This window comes from Methanolobus vulcani (genome assembly GCF_006546655.1).
GTDB classification, from domain to species: Archaea; Halobacteriota; Methanosarcinia; order Methanosarcinales; family Methanosarcinaceae; genus Methanolobus; species Methanolobus vulcani_A.
The window spans coordinates 105,765-124,979 of record NZ_VIAQ01000008.1 but is presented as its reverse complement, the minus strand read 5'-3'; the positions used below and the strand labels follow the sequence as shown (position 1 = coordinate 124,979).

Genomic DNA, 19,215 nt, shown 5'->3' with positions numbered 1-19,215 from the left:
ACAAATGAAGGCATAATTTCTTATATTCTGATGCCACTATAGTCATATTAACTTTACTCACAATTAAATATAATAAATTTGGCTTACATAATTATAAAAACCGTCAAGTATATATTTTGTACGTACAACTTGAACAAACCACAAAACTTGCGAGAAGACTATGGAAAAAGAGACTACTGATTCTAGTGAAGAGATTGAACTGTACGAGGACAATTTCGAAACCACAGACTCCATAGATGTTCCGGAACTTTTAATAGATCAGATAATTGGTCAGGAACATGCGGTGGAGGTGGTAAAAAAAGCAGCTAGCCAGAGAAGGCATGTAATGATGATAGGAAGCCCTGGTACGGGTAAATCCCTTCTTTCTAAGGCTATGGCTGAACTTCTTCCAAAAGAAGAACTACAGGATATACTCGCATACCCCAATCCTGAAGATAACAATAATCCGAAAATACGTTCTGTTCCTGCCGGAAAAGGCAGGGAGATCGTAATGGCGCACAAGCTGGAAGCACAGAAAAAGGCCCAGTCACGTAATATGCTGATGATGATACTTGTATTTGGTATCATTATCTATTCATTCTACGTCGGCCAGCTCCTGTGGGGTATTATTGCGGCGATCATGATATTGCTCCTTACACGCCAATTCATGCCAAAAGAAGAAATGATGATTCCAAAGCTCATTGTTTCAAACTACCAGAAGGAGCATGCACCATTCCTTGATGCAACAGGCACACATGCAGGTGCGCTCCTTGGTGATGTCAGGCACGACCCTTTCCAGTCAGGTGGTCTTGAAACACCTGCCCATGACAGGGTAGAAAGCGGTGACATTCACAAATCACACAAGGGTGTGCTGTTTATTGATGAGATCAATACTCTCAGTCTTGAATCTCAGCAGAGCTTGCTTACAGCTCTCCAGGAAAAGGAATATCCTATAACCGGACAATCCGAAAGGAGTTCAGGCGCACTTGTCAAGACCGAACCGGTTCCATGTGACTTTATCATGGTGGCAGCAGGTAATCTTGATGCAATGGAAAAGATGCATCCTGCGCTCAGATCCCGTATAAAGGGTTACGGATACGAGCTTTTCATGAGAGAATCCATGGAGGACAATCCGGAAAACCGTAAGACTCTTGTCAGGTTCGTTGCGCAGGAAGTCATGAGAGATGGTCATATCCCACCATTTGATCAGACTGCTGTTGATGAAGTTATCCGTGAAGCTCAGAGAAGAGCAGGCAGAAAAGGACATCTCACACTGAAACTCCGTGACCTTGGTGGTCTTGTGAGAGTTGCAGGTGACATTGCTCACTCAGAAGATGCACCTGTTGTTACTGCAAATCATGTGCTTGGTGCAAAGAAGATGGCAAGGTCGATCGAACAGCAGCTTGCAGACAGTTACCTTGAACGCAAGAACGATTACCAGCTTTTCAAGAAATACGGAAACGAAGTTGGAAAGGTAAACGGTCTTGCAGTAATGGGAGGAGATTCAGGTATTGTACTTCCGATTATGGCAGGAGTCGCACCATCACTTTCAAACTCGGAAGGAAAGGTTATTGCAACAGGTATGTTGAAGGATATAGCAAAGGAAGCTGTACAGAATGTGTCTGCTGTTATCAAGAATGTAACAGGTAAGGACATAATCAACCATGACATCCACATCCAGTTCATCGGAACATATGAGGGTGTGGAAGGTGACAGTGCATCCATATCTATTGCTACTGCCGTCATATCAGCTCTTGAGAACATCCCAATTGACCAGTCTGTAGCCATGACAGGTTCACTATCTGTCAGAGGAGATGTACTTCCTATCGGTGGTGCAACCTATAAAATAGAAGCTGCAGCAAGAGCAGGCATAAAGAAGGTAATTATTCCGGAATCCAACAAGGATGACGTGCTGATCGAAGATGCATACAAGGATAAGATAGAGATAATTCCGGTAACCAATATTGCAGAGGTTATCGAACACAGTCTTGTCGGTCCTGATAAGGAAAGAATCCTTGAGAAACTTAAGAATCTCAGCAGCCTTAAGACCGGTACTGAAATGCCTGAAGTGGTCCCTGTGTAAGCAGGGGCTGTTACTTATTTATTTAAATTTTTGTTTCATTTACAAAGTGAGGAGTTAATAATGCATAGTGTAGACTTTTTTGATACAAGGATCATTGAGGGGACTACAACGTCTATTGTCCTTGATAATGGCAAGATAGAACAGATATCTGTCAATTTTACAAAAGGAGCAGCCGTCAGAGCACTTAAGGGCGGTTCCTGGGGATTCACTTCCGCAGACGGAGATTTCGATGTTGAAAAAGCCATACGTGCAGCCTCTGAACTTGCTGTGAGCATGAATGAGAAATCACCAAAAGAAAAGGTGAAGATGCAGGATATAGCAAGCCCTGTAGTCTCTAATACTCCAAAGGTTAAGAAAAATCCTCTTGATATCTCTCTTGAAGAAAAGGTCGGCAACCTGAAAGAGTTCGGGAAATATGCTAAAAAAGAAGGCATCAGCAGCACAAGTGCTGTGTACAGCGAATCATCATACAAGGTCATGTACACTGATTCCACAGGAGTTGAAGGAGAATATGATGTCGTGCGTACTGGATTCGCTATTAGTGCTGTGGCTTCAAGAGAAGGACTGTACCAGGCAGGAAGAGAAAGCCGCTTTGGTGTTACGGGCTATGAGATATTTGATAAATATAATGCCGCAGAACTTGCAGAAGACGCTGCAAACAGTGCATTACAGCTCCTTGATGCAAAACCTGCAAAAGGTGGAAACATGCCGGTTATACTTGACCCTGAACTCGCTGGAGTTTTTGCCCATGAAGCTGTTGGACATGCTTCTGAAGCAGACCTCGTTCTTGAAGGAAGCTCAGTCCTTGAGAACCGCATAGGTGAATCAATAGCTTCCCCACTTGTAACTATTATAGATGATCCTACCATGCATGAATATGGTTATTTCCCATTTGATGATGAAGGTTCACAGACTGAGAAAACAACCATTATAGATAGTGGTGTACTCAAATCATACCTTCACTCCAGAGAAACAGCCGCAAAACTTGGAGGAACACCAGGACATTGCCGTGCCCAGGGACACTCCAGACCTATTGTCCGTATGAGTAACACATACATCGACAACGGAAACTCAAAATTCGAAGAAATGCTTGAGGAAATTGGAAACGGAATGTACCTTATCGGTTCCAGGGGTGGACAGGTGAACACTGGAGAAGGTGTGTTCCAGTTCAATGCTGAAAAAGGATACCTTATTGAGGATGGAAAGCTCACGACACTCATCAGGGACGTCTCACTTTCCGGAAAGATCCTTGAAATTCTCAATAATGTGAAAATGGTTGGTAATGACCTGAAAATGAACTCAGGAAGATGTGGAAAAGGCGGTCAGCTTGTGCCTGTCACCGATGGTTCCCCGCACCTTATGATATCCGAAGCAATGGTAGGAGGTGCATGAAATGTACGACCTTGCTGAAAAAGCTCTGAAAGCAGCCACAAAATATGGTGCGAAGGAAGCTGAAGTTTATATTGTGAAAAGCCAGAAGACCTCTGTCAGTATCCAGAAAGATATGATAGAAGGTGCGAAGGAAAATATCACAACTGGAATAGGCATTCGTGCTATTGTTGATGGTGCAGTGGGATTTTCCAGTACCAATATTATGAGTTACATTGATGAAGCTGCAAAAAATGCTGTTAGCTCTGCAAAAACACAGGATGCTGACCCTGACTGGAAAGAACTGCCTTCCAACCAGAAATATCCAACTGTAGCAGGCATTCTTGACAGGGATATCCAGAATATGGAACTCGATGAATGCATCGGCCATACAATGGAAATGATAGAAGCTGCAAAGAATACACCAGAAATCATAGTTACATCCGGAAGTTTCAGCCGAAGCCATGGCGAGAGACTCATACTGAACAGCAACGGAATTGAAGTTTCGGAAGAGGGCACTGGTATATCAGGATTTGTGGATGTGATCACAAATTCAGGTGAAACGTCTACTGCATATGACTTTGCAATATCACGTAAGAATGACATTGATTTTGCAGCAATCGGAAAGAATGCCGCAGAACTTGCAAAGAAGTCACAGGACACTATTTCCATTGAGCCTCATAAAACAGAAGTTGTGATACATCCATTTGCATTCTCTGACCTCATAGAAAATGCATTCATTCCATCAATTGATGCTGACAACGTACAAAAAGGACGTTCGAACCTTATTGGAAGCAAGGATGAGATCATCGCAAACGAGAAACTCTCCATATACGATGACGGACTGCTTGAAGGTGGTATTGACACCGGAATTGCAGATGATGAAGGAGTAGCATCACGCAGAACAACTGTTATTGATAATGGAGTGTTCAGGTCATATCTGTATGACACTTACACCGCAGGGAAAGATGGTGTGGAAAGCACAGGTAATGCTTCTCGTAATTCATATTTTTCAACACCTTCCGTAGGGTCAAGGAATTTCATTATCGATTTCCCAAGTTGTGACATAATAGCTGATACTGACAATGGTGTTTACGTAAACACAGTAATTGGTGCTCACACTGCCAACGCCATATCCGGTGATTTTTCAGTGGAAGCACGTAATGCATTCACCATTAAAGATGGAAAGCTGGACAAGCCTATTAAATCACTCATGATATCCGGCAATATATTTAATATGTTGAAAAATATCAACGGAGCCGGAACCGATGTTCGCAAGGTTGGCGGAACTATCACTCCATCCATCAGAGTCTCTGACATGAGTGTAGTTGGTTAAGTTTTTTTAGAATACTTACTTCAATAGCTGCTTGCGGGAACATAATATTTCTGCAAGCCATCTATTTTTTGTTACATTATTTTCTGTTTTTGAGGATATTATTGCGCATTTGTACGAAAAATACGGTTTATTTTAGATGTGCATTGACACTGCATTTTAGATACATTCCAAAAAATGCACAGTTGCAGGAAACAATTATATAGTCATATAAATTAAAAGGCAGTTATATAACAAACCAGAGCATACTAAATAAATGAAAAATTAGTATTCAATTAAAAAGGCAAGCGAATGGCGACACTGCAGAAAAAAACACTTGGCATTATAGGTGCAACTCTTATCGGTCTTATACTCTTCATATATCTGAGTTCACATTCCATTGTCATTGACAGTTATGATAAACTGGAAGAGGAAGATGCTATTAAGAACGCCATTTGCGTCAAAAACATGTTAATACTTGACAGTCAGGATCTTGAAAATAAAGCTGCAGACTGGTCTGTGTGGAATGAAACATACTATTTTATTCAGGGAAACAGCAGCGATTATGCTGAAAAATACCTCATGGATGAAACATTTCATAACCAAAGACTTGATTTTATGTTTTTCTACAATGAAACAGGAACATTGGTTTTTGAAAAATCAATTGAAAACAATAATACATCAGCAATAATAGAACTGGAAGAGCACCTGAAAAGCAATCCATATCTTCTGGAACATACTGATTACAGTAGTAGAATAACCGGTTTTCTTGTATTTGATAAAAAGCCTCTGATGATAACATCACAACCTGTTGTGAAAAGTGATTTAAGTGGTCCAATAGCCGGAACTGTAATTATGGGCAGGTTCATTGACCAGGATGAAATTACAAGACTGCATGAAACTACAAACCTTATTGTCAATCTGGAAAACATAACTAACACAAATAACACTAATATTACCAAAAACATTTCATTCCTGAGAGAGGATTTTTCAAATCGCAGTATTGTTACTGTCACTGATGATACCCGGATATATTCCTATGTGAATTTCAATGACGTATACGGGAACAATGCATTTTCCATTGAAATTGGAATGCTTCGAAATATTCATCAGCAGGGAGTAAATGCCATTAACTATTTCCTTGTGGTTCTTGTACTTACCGGAATCGTATTCGGGGCTGTGATTATCCTACTTCTTGAGCGATCTCATATTTCACACCTTAAAAAACTCCGGAATGAAGTTGGAGAAATTGCTAAAAACAGTGACATTGCAAAAAGAGTCTCAAATGGCGGAAGTGACGAACTTTCAAGTCTCAGCGACTCCATAAATAAAATGCTTGAATCACTTGAAAAATCACAGAGACTTGTTGTCAAAAGGGATGCAACCATCAATGCTATTTTGCAGGCCATGCCTGATATGATGTTCCAGGTAAAGCAGGATGGAACCATATGCAACTATAAACTCTCCACTGACAATTGCATATACGAATCACCTGAAACTGACCTTAATATTACACTTGAGGATATGCTTCCGGCACACATTGCAGAAATGGAACTCGATATTATCGAAGAAGCTCTCAGGACAAACAAAACACATACAATGCATTATACAATGCCTGTAAAAAGAGAAATGAGAGATTTTGAGGTTAGATTCGTTGTCATTGGTGATGACGAAGTCCTTGCAGTGGTCAAGGATATCACAGAGATCAAGCAGGCAGAGGAGATGCGAAGGAAGGATATCCTCCTAAAAGAAGTTCACCACCGTGTCAAGAACAATCTCCAGATAATATCCAGCATGTTGCGTCTTCAGTCCCGAAAATTCACTGACAGGGAAACTATTGAAGCTTTCCGTAAAAGCCAGAACCGTGCAAAATCAATGGCAATTGCACATGAGAAACTTTACCAGTCTACTGACCTTGAAAACATCGAACTTTTCTCGTACATAGAAACTCTGAGTAAATATCTTCTAAATACATATGACTACGACCCGGAAAATATCAAAATTAATATAAAGATTAAAAACGTAACACAGGATATTGATACAGCCATACCTCTTGGGCTTATCATCAATGAGATCGTTTCAAATTCCCTGAAACATGCTTTTGAAGACCATAAGGGGGAAATATTCATAGAGATAGTTCCAGGTTTAGATGGTCAATACATGTTAACAATAAGGGATAACGGGATCGGATTCCCGGAAGACCTGGATTTCATGAACACGGACTCATTGGGAATGCAACTAGTTGTTTCATTAGTGGAACAAATAGAAGGCAGCATAGAGCTTATCAGAGGCAACGGTACGGAATTCAGAATAAAATATAAAGAACTATCTTATAAAAGAAGGGACTACTGATGACCAATGAAAAGATAATGATAGTCGAAGACGAAAAAATAGTAGCGCTGGATATTAAAGATAGTCTGGAACATTTTGGATACTCTGTACCCTACATGGCTGATAGTGGTGAGGATGCCATCAAGTTCATTGACCAGTGCCGACCTGACCTTATCTTAATGGATATTGTCCTTAAAGGCAAGATGGATGGAATTGAAACTGCGGGGACCATACACAAAAATTATGGTATACCTGTAATTTATCTTACAGCTTATTCTGACGAAAAGACGCTTCAGAGAGCTAAACTTACTGAACCTTTCGGACATATACTAAAACCCTTTGATGAAAGAGAACTTCGCACAAATATAGAGATAGCACTTTATAAACGGGAAAAGGAAAAAGAAAAGCAATTCAATCATGAGAATTGTATCAATTCACTTCTGGATAATATCGGTGATGCGGTTATATCTACAGACATGAATGGAAACATCAAATACATAAATCCGCTTGCAGAAGCTCTTACAGGATATACCAAAAAAGAAGCACTTGGGCGCAGGATCAATGAAGTGTTCAGGGTTGTCTGCGAAGGTGATAAGGATGTTGGAGACCCGACCAGAAAAGTTTTCAGAGAGGGAGCTTTTTTCGGACTTGAGGAAAACACCACCCTCATCTCAAAGGAAAACACACGTATACCACTTGATATTATAGGCTCACCGGTTACCAATAAGAGAAGCGAGATAATCGGTGCCGTTATTATCTTTTATGATATAACAGAGAGAAAAGAGATAGAACAGTCTTTCCGCTGTTATGATATATCCTGCAGTTAAACCTACAGTTTTACCAAAATTTAAGCTGCTGTGCTGACCTCTGAGTCCACCGGTTCTTTTATACCCACAATTACAAGCAAGAGTGCGAACAGCAACATTACAGCACAGATATAGAATGGTAATTCAAATGAGATATAACCGGCAAGGATACCTCCCATTATGGGACCTAGCGCCATTCCTGCTGCCTGGGATGCAGTGATGGAACTTACCTTTGAACTAACTGATATTCCTGCAAGGTCCACTGCCAGAGCCATTACAGGTGTTTCCACCGAAGCCATGGATATTCCCTGTACCGCACGCAGAATTATTAGCTGAGTTACGTTTTCCACATAACCGAGACCAATAACAATAGGAATGTTCAGCAATAATCCCATTGCAATTATTTTTTTCCTCCCTAACCTGTCGGAAAGGATGCCCATTGGAGTCTGGAACAGCACTCTTACTATAACGTAAGCGGAAACTGCTATACTCAGCGATATTTCACCGGTTCCAAGTCTTGATTCATACTCCGGCAGGAAGGCGAATATTATCATGATACCCGTCATCATCATGAACATTGCAATGGAAAGGATAATGAACTGGAAACCTCTTGCAGGTTCCTGTGTTGATGCAGATGATAACTGTCCATTATGTGTTTCGGATACAAAGAACGATATGAGTATAAAGCTTGCAAGCCCGAGTAGTGCACATACATAAAATGCAGTTACATAGCCGAAGTAACTGGCTATTATACCACCTACAATTGACCCCGTGCCGAATCCAAATCCCCGGACCGTGGAATAAATACCTATTGCAGTTCCCCTTGTACTCTTTGATGAAAGATGAGTAACCATGGCAACAATGGCAGGAACCGTAGCACCAACGGTGATTCCCTGAACTATCCTCAATAAAATCATATAATCAAAATTGCTGGTATTTGCATAGATAAACGATATCAGTGTAAAGCCTGCTATTCCCAGTACCACGAAAGGTTTTCTTCTGTCCAGGCTATCTGACAAACGACCAAGGAACGGTTGAGAGACAGCATTTGAAAGACCAAAAACAGTTGCTATAAGTCCGGCCCTGAAAACTATTGGAGTTCCTGAAAAGATATCACTATCCATGCCAACAATATAAAGTGGAAGCAGGAATGCCAGCATTCCGGTTCCTAGATCCTTGAATAATTTTGACAGAGACAAAACATACAGTGCAGGATCCAGTTTATCGTGAGTATTTGATGGTTTTGTCAATGCTGAATCCTTCATGTAACACTGATTGTTGTTTAAAGTATAAAATACCGGATAAACTATTACTGTTTATCCGACCCAACTACATGGTGAAACTTGTTGATCATTGGGGAATAATACTTTGTGGCAATATAATAACTCAATAATGCCAGCATAATGCCCCCTATAAAATCTGTTATCCAATGAATTCCAAGATAGAATATCGTGAACTGAATAGCCAGTGTCGTGAAAGCCGCAACAACTTTGAGACTCTTGCTATTTGTCCTGTGAATTATGAATAACATTGCAAGAACAGAAAGAGCTGCATGGAGACTTGGGAAGCAATTATCAAAGAAAGGATCTACGGTTCTCATACCATTCGCTATCAATGGACTGAGATTGTAAAGCAATGGTGTCATACCCGGAAGTGTGTAACCTGTGACTTTTACAGGTGTAAATATATAGAAAGGGAAAGCCACCAGATATATAAAAGACAATGCAACGGTGTATTCTTTTAAAGTTTTCAACTGGTTTGTCACCATGAAGAAAATGAACGTAAATGTCAGCAAGGAAGAAAAACCAAAAATATAGATAAACGAACTTACGTCTGTAAGTACAGGACTTGTGAATGTCTGAAAAATGCTGACTCTGCTGCCCTCAATAAAAAATATGTCTTTTGCGAGAGAATAATCCAGATGAATACCCGTCACATTTACAATTTCACTTACAATTATCCCCTGTGATTTTATCAGAATATATACAAAGGAAACAAGTCCTACGTAGGGTAATATCTCCCTGATAAAAGTCTGTTTATCTACACCATTTCCTATAGAGGGATTTTTATTCCTGTAACCGGAAGGGACAAAAACATAGTACGCCACCATGTTCATAAGCAATACTACTGGAACTAATATTAATATAAACCGGATATCTGTCATTTTAACTTCCTATCCTTTTTGGTTTTGTAAATATATAGATCATACAGAGAATGTATCAAATAATTTTATAATTATAGATAAATATTGTGCCTCATTAAGTGAAAATCAGAGACACAGTATAAACCAATAAAAAGAGAAATTTATGGCCGCAATTCCACAATTGATAGAACTACAGGCCATAATGAAGTAAGAAGTACCCGATCATTCCACAACTATGAAACCAGCATTTGTCCATGGATGGGTTACAAGCTCATACTTGTATGTGCCTCTTCTTGTAAAAGTATAAGTGAAAGTATCATCTTTCCTGAGTGTAGGGGACTGGAAACTTCCACCGCCAGCAAGAGTGCCTTTTATAATAAATGCCACTGAGTCATTGTTGACCCACATAACAGTATCTCCTAGTGAGATGGTTGTATAATCCGGATGAAAAGCATAATTTTCAATATACACAATGCTGTCGGCATCCACTGATTCCAAGTCGGAACCATTTTCAGCTGTAACATCATCCGCAGAATTATCATCAACACAACCTGAAAATGCCAGACTGACAAGTGATATAAGTAAAATAAAAAAAGCAAGACTTCTGATTCTCATATTTGAGAAGAATTGCTATTGCCTAATAACACTTTTGATTAAATGAGAAAGGAAGCGCTGAGAACTGACATTCAGTTCCTTTCACGCTGGACAAGATACATTTCTTCAAGACGGCCTATAGTTTCTACATCTTCAATGGATTTATCAGACCGTACATTGACAAGTCTCGGGAAACGGAGTGCATATCCCGACTCATAATTGACACTTTTCTGAATTTCCTCAAAAGCAACTTCAAATATGATCTCCGGCTTGATCTCAACCCCTGTGCCAACTTCAGTGACAATAAGATCGGAAAAAAGCTCGGTAAGCTCTGCAAGCTGCTCATCGGAAAAACCTGTTGCTACACGACCTACAGGCAGGAATCTACCTGTATCAGGATCATGGCATGCAAGTGCATAAGATCCAAGGAAACTTGTACGCCTTCCATATCCCCATTCCGCCCCGATAACCACAAGGTCCAGTGTTTCCATTACCGGCTTTTTCTTGAGCCAGTTCTTACCCCGCTTTCCGGGAGAGTAAGGAGACTGCGGATTCTTGATCATGACACCTTCATGTCCGGCTTTAAGGGCGTCGTTGTAGATTTCCATTATCTTATCAAGGTCATCTGTAATATACTGGGTATCAACCTTTATTTTATCTCCAGACCTGACACAGCCTTCAAGTTTCCCTCTCCTCTGAACAAGAGGAAGATCAAGCAATTCCTCACCATTCAAATACATTATATCAAAAAGGTTCAGTATAAGAGGAATCTCACGTGCAGTTGAATGGACATCATACTTTCTCCTGAAACGTTTCAGTATATCCTGGAACGCCCTTGGCCTGCCATTCTCATCAATTGCAACTGCCTCACCATCAAGTATGGCAGACTCTGCATCGATGTTTTCCCTTACAGCTTCCACTATATCTGGCAGAGAGTTTGTTATATTCTCAAGCCTGCGGGAGAAAAGTGTGATATTGTCGCCTTCTTTATGGATCTGAACCCTGGCACCATCGAATTTCCATTCTACTGCTGCGGTTCCAAGATCAGAAAGTGCTACATCAAAATCAGGAGTTACCTGAGCCAGCATCATGCGGATAGGACGATTAAGCTCAAGTCCCAGAGACTGAACAGCATCCCTGCCGCCTTCTCTTGCAGTCACAGCCACAAGCCCAAGGTCATTTGTAAGCATGAAAGCCCTTTCAATCTCGTCCGAAGGCACGTCAAAAGCCTTTGAGATTGCATCACGTACAATGCCCTCACCTACTCCAATTCTCAGTTCTTCCACTGAAATACGGGCTATGTAACCTACTTCCTCAGAAGATGCAGAATTAAAAAGATACTGGAGATTCTTAATCTTGGAAGTCTGGGAACCTTTTCCGGATGTTCTGGAAATGGCCTGGAACCTCTCGAAAACCTCAAGAATTGAAAGGTCTGAATTTTCTTCCATAAAAGAAGAAAAAGTGGCCTGGCCGGTTGATACTTTTTCCAGTGCTTTGACTGCCGTCTTGCCAATATCACCGGTTTCCCTGACAATTTCCTTGATATCTGCAACTGAAAGTCCTGCTGATTTTGCAAGAGCACTGTAAAGAATACCTGCACCAACACCAATCTCTTCGCTGCTCCAGGCAGGAAATATCTCACCCATTACAAAATGAGTTACAACAGGAAGTTCTTCAGGACTTACCTTTTCAAGTAACTCCGCAACCAGAGCAGTCATATCAAGAGAACCGGGGGTTCCTTCGATAACCTTGCATGCTCTGGCAAATTCTTTGAAACTTGTCATAATACACCCTTGATTTTGGATGCTAAATTAGTCCCTGTAAATAGAGATCATATCACTGAGAATGGCGCTTGCGGTTTCAATTGAACCTGCACCGCGTCCTGTTACAGTAATCGGACCTGAAAGGTCAGTCTGGACTGAAGCCACATTAAGGGAACCACCAACGGCAAGGGGATGGTCTATTGGCACAAGTTTTGGTGAAACATTGATCCTGCTGTCGTTGACCTCACCAATTAGCTTGATAGCATAGCCTTCGTTCTGGGCCAGAAGCAGTGCCTCCGGCGTGATCTTGGTAATTCCAGTAATAGTTACATCCTCATGGCTTGCGTTCATGCCAAACACACAGTTTGCAAGGATAACAAGTTTACATGCAGTGTCAATCCCCTCAACATCATATGTCGGATCGGTTTCTGCATAGCCGAGTTCCTGAGCTTCTGCAAGCATCTGCTCATAAGGAGCATGCTCCTCCGTCATGCGGGTCAGGATATAATTACATGTTCCGTTAAAAATACCTTCAACATTGGTGATGGTGTTACCTGCAAGAACATCCTTTGCGAGGTTAAGGACCGGCATTGCACCGCCAACTGTTGCCTCGAATCGGAAATGTGAACCTCCGGCCCTTGCAGCCTCGATAAGTTCACAATACTTCATTGCAAGTGGACCTTTGTTTGAGGTTACAAGATCTCTTCCATGCTTAAAAGCTGCAAGCATGTTCTGAAGACCAACACCACCAGTTACTATATTAGTAGGAGTTGTTTCAACTACAAGGTCGTGGTCGATTGTTTCGATAATTTCCAGGCCGGTGATCTTTTCAGAACCCACAACACCTTCGTTTTGTTTTCTGACAAGCACAGAACTCAGGTCAACACCATTATCATCAATGACAGCTGTCCTTGAATCCGCAACAGCAACGACCTTGAAATCAAGTCCCATCTTTTCAAGGTAATCTTTTTTGTCAATGAGTACTCTGGCAACACCCTGACCTACGGCACCAAAACCAATAACAGATACACGGATAGTTTTCATCATGCCACCCCTATACTTTTTATAGGTTCAATTACCAGCAGATCCTTCTTCTTTGCTATCTCCCGTAACAGAGCAATAGCTGACTCCATGTGTTCCTTACTGATTGCATCTATCTTTAATGATGCAGACGATGCCATGTTTATCTTTGGCATTGAAAGGTTAAGGTCAACAACTTCTGCGTAGCCCGTTTTGTCAATGGTATCTATGGTATCCTGTATGTCTGTGTGGACTATGTGTCCTATAAGCAGCACTGCACCATGCTCGAAAAATCTTTTCTCATCAATGCGTACGATATCTATACCACTCTCTTCAAGACTTGAAACAATATCATTAAGCTTGTCCGGTTTTATCTCAAAAACCAACTGAACCGGGATGCTTCCGCGGGGAGTTCTTTTTTCATGATGATGAACCACTGAAATTAAATTACCTTTAAGCTCGGAAACCGGCCTCAAAGCTAAAAGTAACTGCCCGGGAATATCTTTTAACTCAATATCCATGGAAACTCGCATGTATACCCTCATAATCTCATAAATAGAATTATTGTGAATTTTACATTCATACTCGTTAAATACAGTTATACGTTTTGGTTTGGCTTTTCATCATTTGTCATTATCTTGATCGTTATTTGATGATTCTGCCATTTCGGACTCAGAACCAGAACTATCCGTTGAATCCGGCTCATCAAGATTTTCAAGAATAATAATGTTACCTCGACCTTTTTTGAATTTGCGCACGATTCCCCTGCTTTCAAGATCAGAAATCATTAAACTTACTTTGGCTTCTGAATGCTTGACCTTTGTACGAAGATCTTTCTGAGTGATTCTTCCATCATTCTTTGCAATAATTGAAACAACCTCGCGCAGGTCATCCGGCAGACCAGCCAGACCATATATTGTATCGTCAGATACAAATTCATCTGACAAATCATCACATGATGAATCTTCTGATGTGGAAGAATTCTTTTTTTGCTTCACAAAAAAGAGAACTCCGGTAAGAATGATGATCAAAAATATAACAATAATAAGAACTGAGCTTCCTGATAGAACGGATGAAGGAGCCTCGTCATCCGAATCTGAAAAGCTGGCTATATCATCAAGTTCTGTAAATTCGCTTTCATTAAGCAATGAATCATCGTAATAGACTGGAAACAGGATAAGATCCAATACATAATCACCATCGTCCGTAATAGTGACTTCTTCTTCAGTATATGCTGTCAGTTCATTTCCACTGTAATAACTTGCAGATATCAGATAGGTCCCAGGATCCAGATTGAATGAATATATACCGTAATTTGCAAGCATTGACTGGGAAGGTGTTGAATTTACCTCTACAATAACATGTTCAAGGGGATCAAATGAATCCCACTCATATACAGCACCATGTATTGTAGCCTCCTGAGCAGATGCCGAAAAGCCAAGAGATACAAATAAAATAGCACTCAGGCAAAGTAGAGTTATCTTTTTGTTCAACACAGAATGTATATTTACATAGTACACCCATATAATAGTTACTGAAACTATAATCTGAAGTTAGATGAAGTGTTATCAAGGATTTAAAGCCAGTATAAGCCTTGAAATTATAAAACATATTCTAAAATTGTGATTAAAGTAAAGTATGCTTATATATTCACCTGCCAAACAATCAACTATAGACACAGGTGATGAAACATATTCACATGGGTCATTTACATACTTGATTATTTTGCATTGATGGTTAAAAATTTTAGATCAGGTAAGAGGTATACAAATGAAAGATACAGGAATGAAATTATTCGCATGCTTTGCCATGGCGATCATGTTGATCAGCATAGCCCCTGCAGCAGCAATTGCTGATGCTGATGGTATACAGGAGAAGATACAGGACAGGGACAGGATCAATGCCACTATGGATATGTCAGGCAATGAAATTGCAACCCAGCTCAGACAGAATATGACAGTCAGGGAGAGATACGGAGAAGCAACTGAGAACTTCCTGCGAATCAAGGCAAACAATTCAGCCCTCAATACCGAAGTAGCCATAGAGGCTACAAAGGAATATCTGAACAGTACCATCGACATTATGATAGAGACCCTTGATAATGATGAATACACAGAGGAACTGAATGCTATAAAAGAAGATGTTGCTGATGCTACAACAAGAGCAGAACTTGCTGAAGCTGCTCAGGATATCAGAGATATCTGGAAAGAGGCATGTGAGGAGAGAAATACCTCTGCAGTTACTTCTATCAACAACAAGATGACGGCAGTCATAAGGACATCCCAGGCAATGGCACTTCGCCTTGAGAACGAGATCATGCGTATGGAAGCCAGAGGTGAAGATGTAACCGAACTTGAAGGACTTCTTGAACAATATAACGCCCACATTGCCGAAGCAGAGCAGTATCAGGAACAGGCAAGGAGTGGAAACGGACAGGGACAGATGCAGTCTGTTCAGAATATGAGGCAGGCTGGTACGAGCATGAGACAGGCAAATGGCGTGCTTGAAGAGATGCTGATGGAACTCAAGCAATATCGTGAAGGACTTGTGACCCTGACAGGAGATGGAGTACTATCTGCTGAAGGAGATGGAATTGCAGTTATCTCAGGTAATTTCACAATGAGCTTCAATGCAGACAATGCCACACTTGTCATCAAGGACATGGCAGGAGATGCAGAGGTGGATATTGAGGATGCTACATATGGATATTCAAACATCGATGCAGGTAACAGTGATGTGGACAACCGGGCATATGTCTATCATAACCTCACAGGAGATGTCATAATAGAAGGTACCCGTCTTACAGTCACACTGCGGGGAACTGATATCACCCTTGATGTTGAAGGAAGTGGAAACATGATCTTCACCGGAGAAGGCACTTATGAAGTTGAAGGTGTGGAGAAAGAATGGACTGCACCTGAAGTGGACGACGAGGAAAACACTGAGGAAAATGATGAATGATATAGGAGTTGAGAGGGAATGACAAAATTAAGGAATATCGTCATCATCATTGGTGTTCTGCTCTTCGCGATTGTAATCTCCGGTTGTACAGACAATGCAGCAACAGAAGATGGAGCATCTGCCGATGCTACCATAGATAAGAATACATCCGTCGCTGAAGATACACTCAATGAGGAAATGGTAGGTATCACTGACACTGAGATCCAGGACATTGAAGAAGAAATTGCTGAAATCGATTCTCTGATCAATGAAACGAATGGAACTGACAGTGATATTGTAGTCGAAGAAGTATGAATGGTTTCATTCATATTTCCATTATATTTTTTTTAATTTTTAGTTCAAATTACAGATTACAGCATTCTAATTCTTAATTAGTCTGACACTATAAAATGGCCAATTACTTACTATTTGATAAGAACCGTACTGAATATCTTTTCGAGGATTAAGAAAAGGGCCTATGCTTGAGAAATGTGCCAGATATATCCATATTTAATCGCTTCTAATCTAGTAGAACAAAGAGATTCCTGAGAATCCTTATTTCTTGATGAGAGTAAGAATTGAAATGGTCATAAATAATTGAGATGATATCAAAAAAATCAATCATATCCAATATTATTAGCATCATATATTACTTGTCACCTTAAAGTAAATCTGAAGCATAATAAAGTTTTATCAAGGAAAATAAACCATTATAGCTCTTTTTTGCATGACAAGTAACACATAAAGTTTTTGTGAAGTAAAGTATGCTTATATCCCACTCTCCCAATTGTGGATTTGCAAGTGCAGGTTGAAACAACCTATACTACCAAGATTAGGACAAAGTCATACCACCATGACAATGTCAGTCCTGCACTTGTAATGGTCAAAATAAAAGAAAGCAAATTGGAAACAATATAGAGGGAGAGTAAAATGAACACTAGAAAACTTTCACTGATTGCTGCAGCACTTATGCTGTTCAGCTTATTTGCAGTATCTGCTATGGCAGCATACGGAGGGGACAACAACAATGAAAACGGAGACCGCCTTAGAGACGGAAGCTGTGACAACTTTGTAGATGAAGACGGAGACGGAATATGTGACAACTGTCCAACCGAAGGGATCTGCGATGGAACAGGGCCTCATGGGGTAGGAAATGGACAGGGTGAAGGTAAAGGTGATATGGATCGCCTTAGAAATGGATCATGCACTGAAGAATAAGCATGATTTATAAAAAACGAAAGTAAAACGAGAATAGAGAGGGAGAAATAAATGGGATAATCCTTCACTGGGATTTATCCTATTTATATATTACATTTTACAGACCATTATATATAAAAAACTAAATTCATATTCATAAATATCACAATATTAATAAAAGAGAACTGGAGAGAACTCTATATGAGCAAAACAAAAAATGGAATGCGAATAATTACGCTTCTTGCAGTAATGATGATGCTATTTAGTATCATTCCAATGGGTGCAATGGCAGCATCTGACAATGCAAAGAACAATAATGTCAAAACGACCGGAAATAATGGAAACGGAAATGGAAATCAGGCTGCTGACAGCACTGATAATGAAGATAATGCTAAGGTAGTAACTGGCAAAAACAAGAACGCTGCATCCGACTATAACGATGCAAAGATCAAGTTCGCCGACATAAAGTCCAAGAATCCGAATCTTGATACTGATGAAGCTATTAATAAAACAAAGGACTACCTTAACACTACAATAACTTATATGATATCTCTTCTCGACGAGGAAAGTGAGTACATCGATGACCTTGAAGATGTACAGACAAAGGTTCTTGAAGATGATGAAGATAGAGATGATCTAGCTGATTCTGCAAAAACAGTAAAGGAAATCTGGAATGATGCTCGCAAGGAACGTGCAACATCTGCCAGTAAAGCCGTTGAAAACAAGATAAATGGTGTTCTTCAGGCATCTGAGAACCTGAGGGTGCGTCTTAATAATGAGATCAACACCATGGAAAAGAACGGTAAGGATGTAACTGAGCTTAAAAATATGCTCAGTGAATACGAGGGACTTATTGAGCAGGCCAGAAATAGATATGCCAATGGAGAGACCGTTCAAGCTGGAAAGGACATCAAGGATGCAAATGGTATTCTCAGGAACATGCTCAAGGAACTCAAGCAGGAAAGAGAAGGTGTAGTAGTACTCACTGGAAATGGTACCCTTTATGCAGAAGGTAATGGTACGGCAGTGCTCTCAGGAAATCTTACCATAAACATCACAGCTGATGATTATGCAAAACTTGTCATCAAAGACCTTGCCGGAGATGCTTATATCGATGTTGCCGATTATGAGAGTTCCAACATCGAGTCAGGCAACAGTACAGATAACAACCGTGCATTCGTCTACATAAACGTCACAGGTGACGTTAATATTAATGGAAGCCGCCTTACAGTGATGGTCAGCGGAGAGGACATCGAACTCTATGCAGACGGAACAGGTACTGCAGTACTTTCAGGTGATGGTACCTATGAGATAATAGATGGAGATGAAAGCGGAACATGGGCAAACCGCAATATCGACGATGATGATGAAGATGTGGAAGACGAGGAAGAAGACTCAGAGGAGGAAGATGACAGTAGTGTAATAGTCGTTGCAAACTTCACTTACACTGTTGATGGTCTTAATGTGACTTTTACTGATACATCTGTGAATACCTCTTCATGGAATTGGGATTTCGGTGATGGTAATTCTTCCACAGAACAAAATCCAACACATGAATATGCTTATTCTGATGAATATAACGTCATTCTGACCGCATTTGAATCTGATGACGATAAATTGAACAATGATTCAATAACACAGGTCATTAACTTGACTGTATGATGATGAATGATATAGGA

The 19,215-nt window shown here is 40.4% G+C and carries 16 protein-coding genes; 9 read left to right on the top strand and 7 right to left on the bottom strand.

Annotated features, from left to right (window positions below; genetic code table 11):
* Positions 1–160 precede the first annotated feature (160 nt).
* The 5 genes from lonB (at position 161) to FKV42_RS02985 (ending at position 7,900) form a co-directional block, all read left to right on the top strand.
* Positions 161–2,062 (top strand): ATP-dependent protease LonB, encoded by a 1,902-nt coding sequence (lonB, locus tag FKV42_RS03005; RefSeq protein ID WP_154808767.1) that lies wholly within the window; start codon positions 161–163, stop codon positions 2,060–2,062.
* A 60-nt stretch (positions 2,063–2,122) separates the two neighbouring features.
* Positions 2,123–3,454: a TldD/PmbA family protein gene (locus FKV42_RS03000; RefSeq protein ID WP_154808766.1), complete on the top strand. Its 1,332-nt coding sequence runs from the start codon at positions 2,123–2,125 to the stop codon at positions 3,452–3,454.
* A 1-nt stretch (position 3,455) separates the two neighbouring features.
* Positions 3,456–4,766, top strand: coding sequence for a TldD/PmbA family protein (locus tag FKV42_RS02995; protein ID WP_154808765.1), 1,311 nt, complete (start codon positions 3,456–3,458; stop codon positions 4,764–4,766).
* Between the two features lie 288 nt (positions 4,767–5,054).
* Positions 5,055–7,094 carry a CHASE4 domain-containing protein gene (locus tag FKV42_RS02990; RefSeq protein ID WP_154808764.1) on the top strand — a complete coding sequence of 680 codons (2,040 nt, stop codon included), beginning with the start codon at positions 5,055–5,057 and terminating at the stop codon, positions 7,092–7,094.
* On the top strand, positions 7,094–7,900 hold the full coding sequence (locus FKV42_RS02985) for a response regulator (protein WP_154808763.1): 807 nt from the start codon (positions 7,094–7,096) through the stop codon (positions 7,898–7,900). Before FKV42_RS02990 ends, FKV42_RS02985 begins: the two co-directional genes overlap by 1 nt.
* A 20-nt stretch (positions 7,901–7,920) precedes the next feature.
* Here FKV42_RS02985 and FKV42_RS02980 read toward each other — a convergent pair whose 3' ends face one another.
* From FKV42_RS02980 to FKV42_RS02950, 7 genes are all read right to left on the bottom strand, one after another.
* Positions 7,921–9,144, bottom strand: coding sequence for an MFS transporter (locus tag FKV42_RS02980; RefSeq protein WP_154808762.1), 1,224 nt, complete (start codon positions 9,142–9,144; stop codon positions 7,921–7,923).
* A 44-nt stretch (positions 9,145–9,188) separates the two neighbouring features.
* Complete coding sequence (locus FKV42_RS02975) at positions 9,189–10,043, bottom strand: phosphatase PAP2 family protein (RefSeq protein ID WP_154808761.1); 855 nt, start codon at positions 10,041–10,043, stop codon at positions 9,189–9,191.
* 201 nt (positions 10,044–10,244) lie between these two features.
* On the bottom strand, positions 10,245–10,637 hold the full coding sequence (locus FKV42_RS02970; RefSeq protein WP_154808760.1) for a cupredoxin domain-containing protein: 393 nt from the start codon (positions 10,635–10,637) through the stop codon (positions 10,245–10,247).
* A gap of 71 nt (positions 10,638–10,708) precedes the next feature.
* Positions 10,709–12,400 carry an ATP-dependent DNA ligase gene (locus FKV42_RS02965; RefSeq protein WP_154808759.1) on the bottom strand — a complete coding sequence of 564 codons (1,692 nt, stop codon included), beginning with the start codon at positions 12,398–12,400 and terminating at the stop codon, positions 10,709–10,711.
* A 27-nt stretch (positions 12,401–12,427) separates the two neighbouring features.
* Positions 12,428–13,423 (bottom strand): homoserine dehydrogenase, encoded by a 996-nt coding sequence (locus FKV42_RS02960; protein WP_230375462.1) that lies wholly within the window; start codon positions 13,421–13,423, stop codon positions 12,428–12,430.
* Positions 13,423–13,932, bottom strand: coding sequence for an amino acid-binding protein (locus FKV42_RS02955; protein WP_154808757.1), 510 nt, complete (start codon positions 13,930–13,932; stop codon positions 13,423–13,425). Before FKV42_RS02955 ends, FKV42_RS02960 begins: the two co-directional genes overlap by 1 nt.
* 90 nt (positions 13,933–14,022) lie before the next feature.
* Complete coding sequence (locus tag FKV42_RS02950; RefSeq protein ID WP_230375440.1) at positions 14,023–14,892, bottom strand: helix-turn-helix transcriptional regulator; 870 nt, start codon at positions 14,890–14,892, stop codon at positions 14,023–14,025.
* A gap of 277 nt (positions 14,893–15,169) precedes the next feature.
* Between FKV42_RS02950 and FKV42_RS02945 the strand changes: the two genes are divergently transcribed.
* The 4 genes from FKV42_RS02945 to FKV42_RS02930 all read left to right on the top strand — a co-directional run bounded on the left by FKV42_RS02945 (position 15,170) and on the right by FKV42_RS02930 (position 19,198).
* Positions 15,170–16,360, top strand: a complete 1,191-nt coding sequence (locus FKV42_RS02945) for a hypothetical protein (RefSeq protein ID WP_154808756.1) — start codon at positions 15,170–15,172, stop codon at positions 16,358–16,360.
* Positions 16,361–16,378: 18 nt separating this feature from the next.
* Complete coding sequence (locus FKV42_RS02940; RefSeq protein WP_154808755.1) at positions 16,379–16,654, top strand: hypothetical protein; 276 nt, start codon at positions 16,379–16,381, stop codon at positions 16,652–16,654.
* Positions 16,655–17,269: 615 nt separating this feature from the next.
* Positions 17,270–17,557 (top strand): hypothetical protein, encoded by a 288-nt coding sequence (locus FKV42_RS02935; protein WP_154808754.1) that lies wholly within the window; start codon positions 17,270–17,272, stop codon positions 17,555–17,557.
* A gap of 180 nt (positions 17,558–17,737) precedes the next feature.
* On the top strand, positions 17,738–19,198 hold the full coding sequence (locus FKV42_RS02930) for a PKD domain-containing protein (protein ID WP_154808753.1): 1,461 nt from the start codon (positions 17,738–17,740) through the stop codon (positions 19,196–19,198).
* The last annotated feature ends 17 nt before the right edge of the window (positions 19,199–19,215 follow it).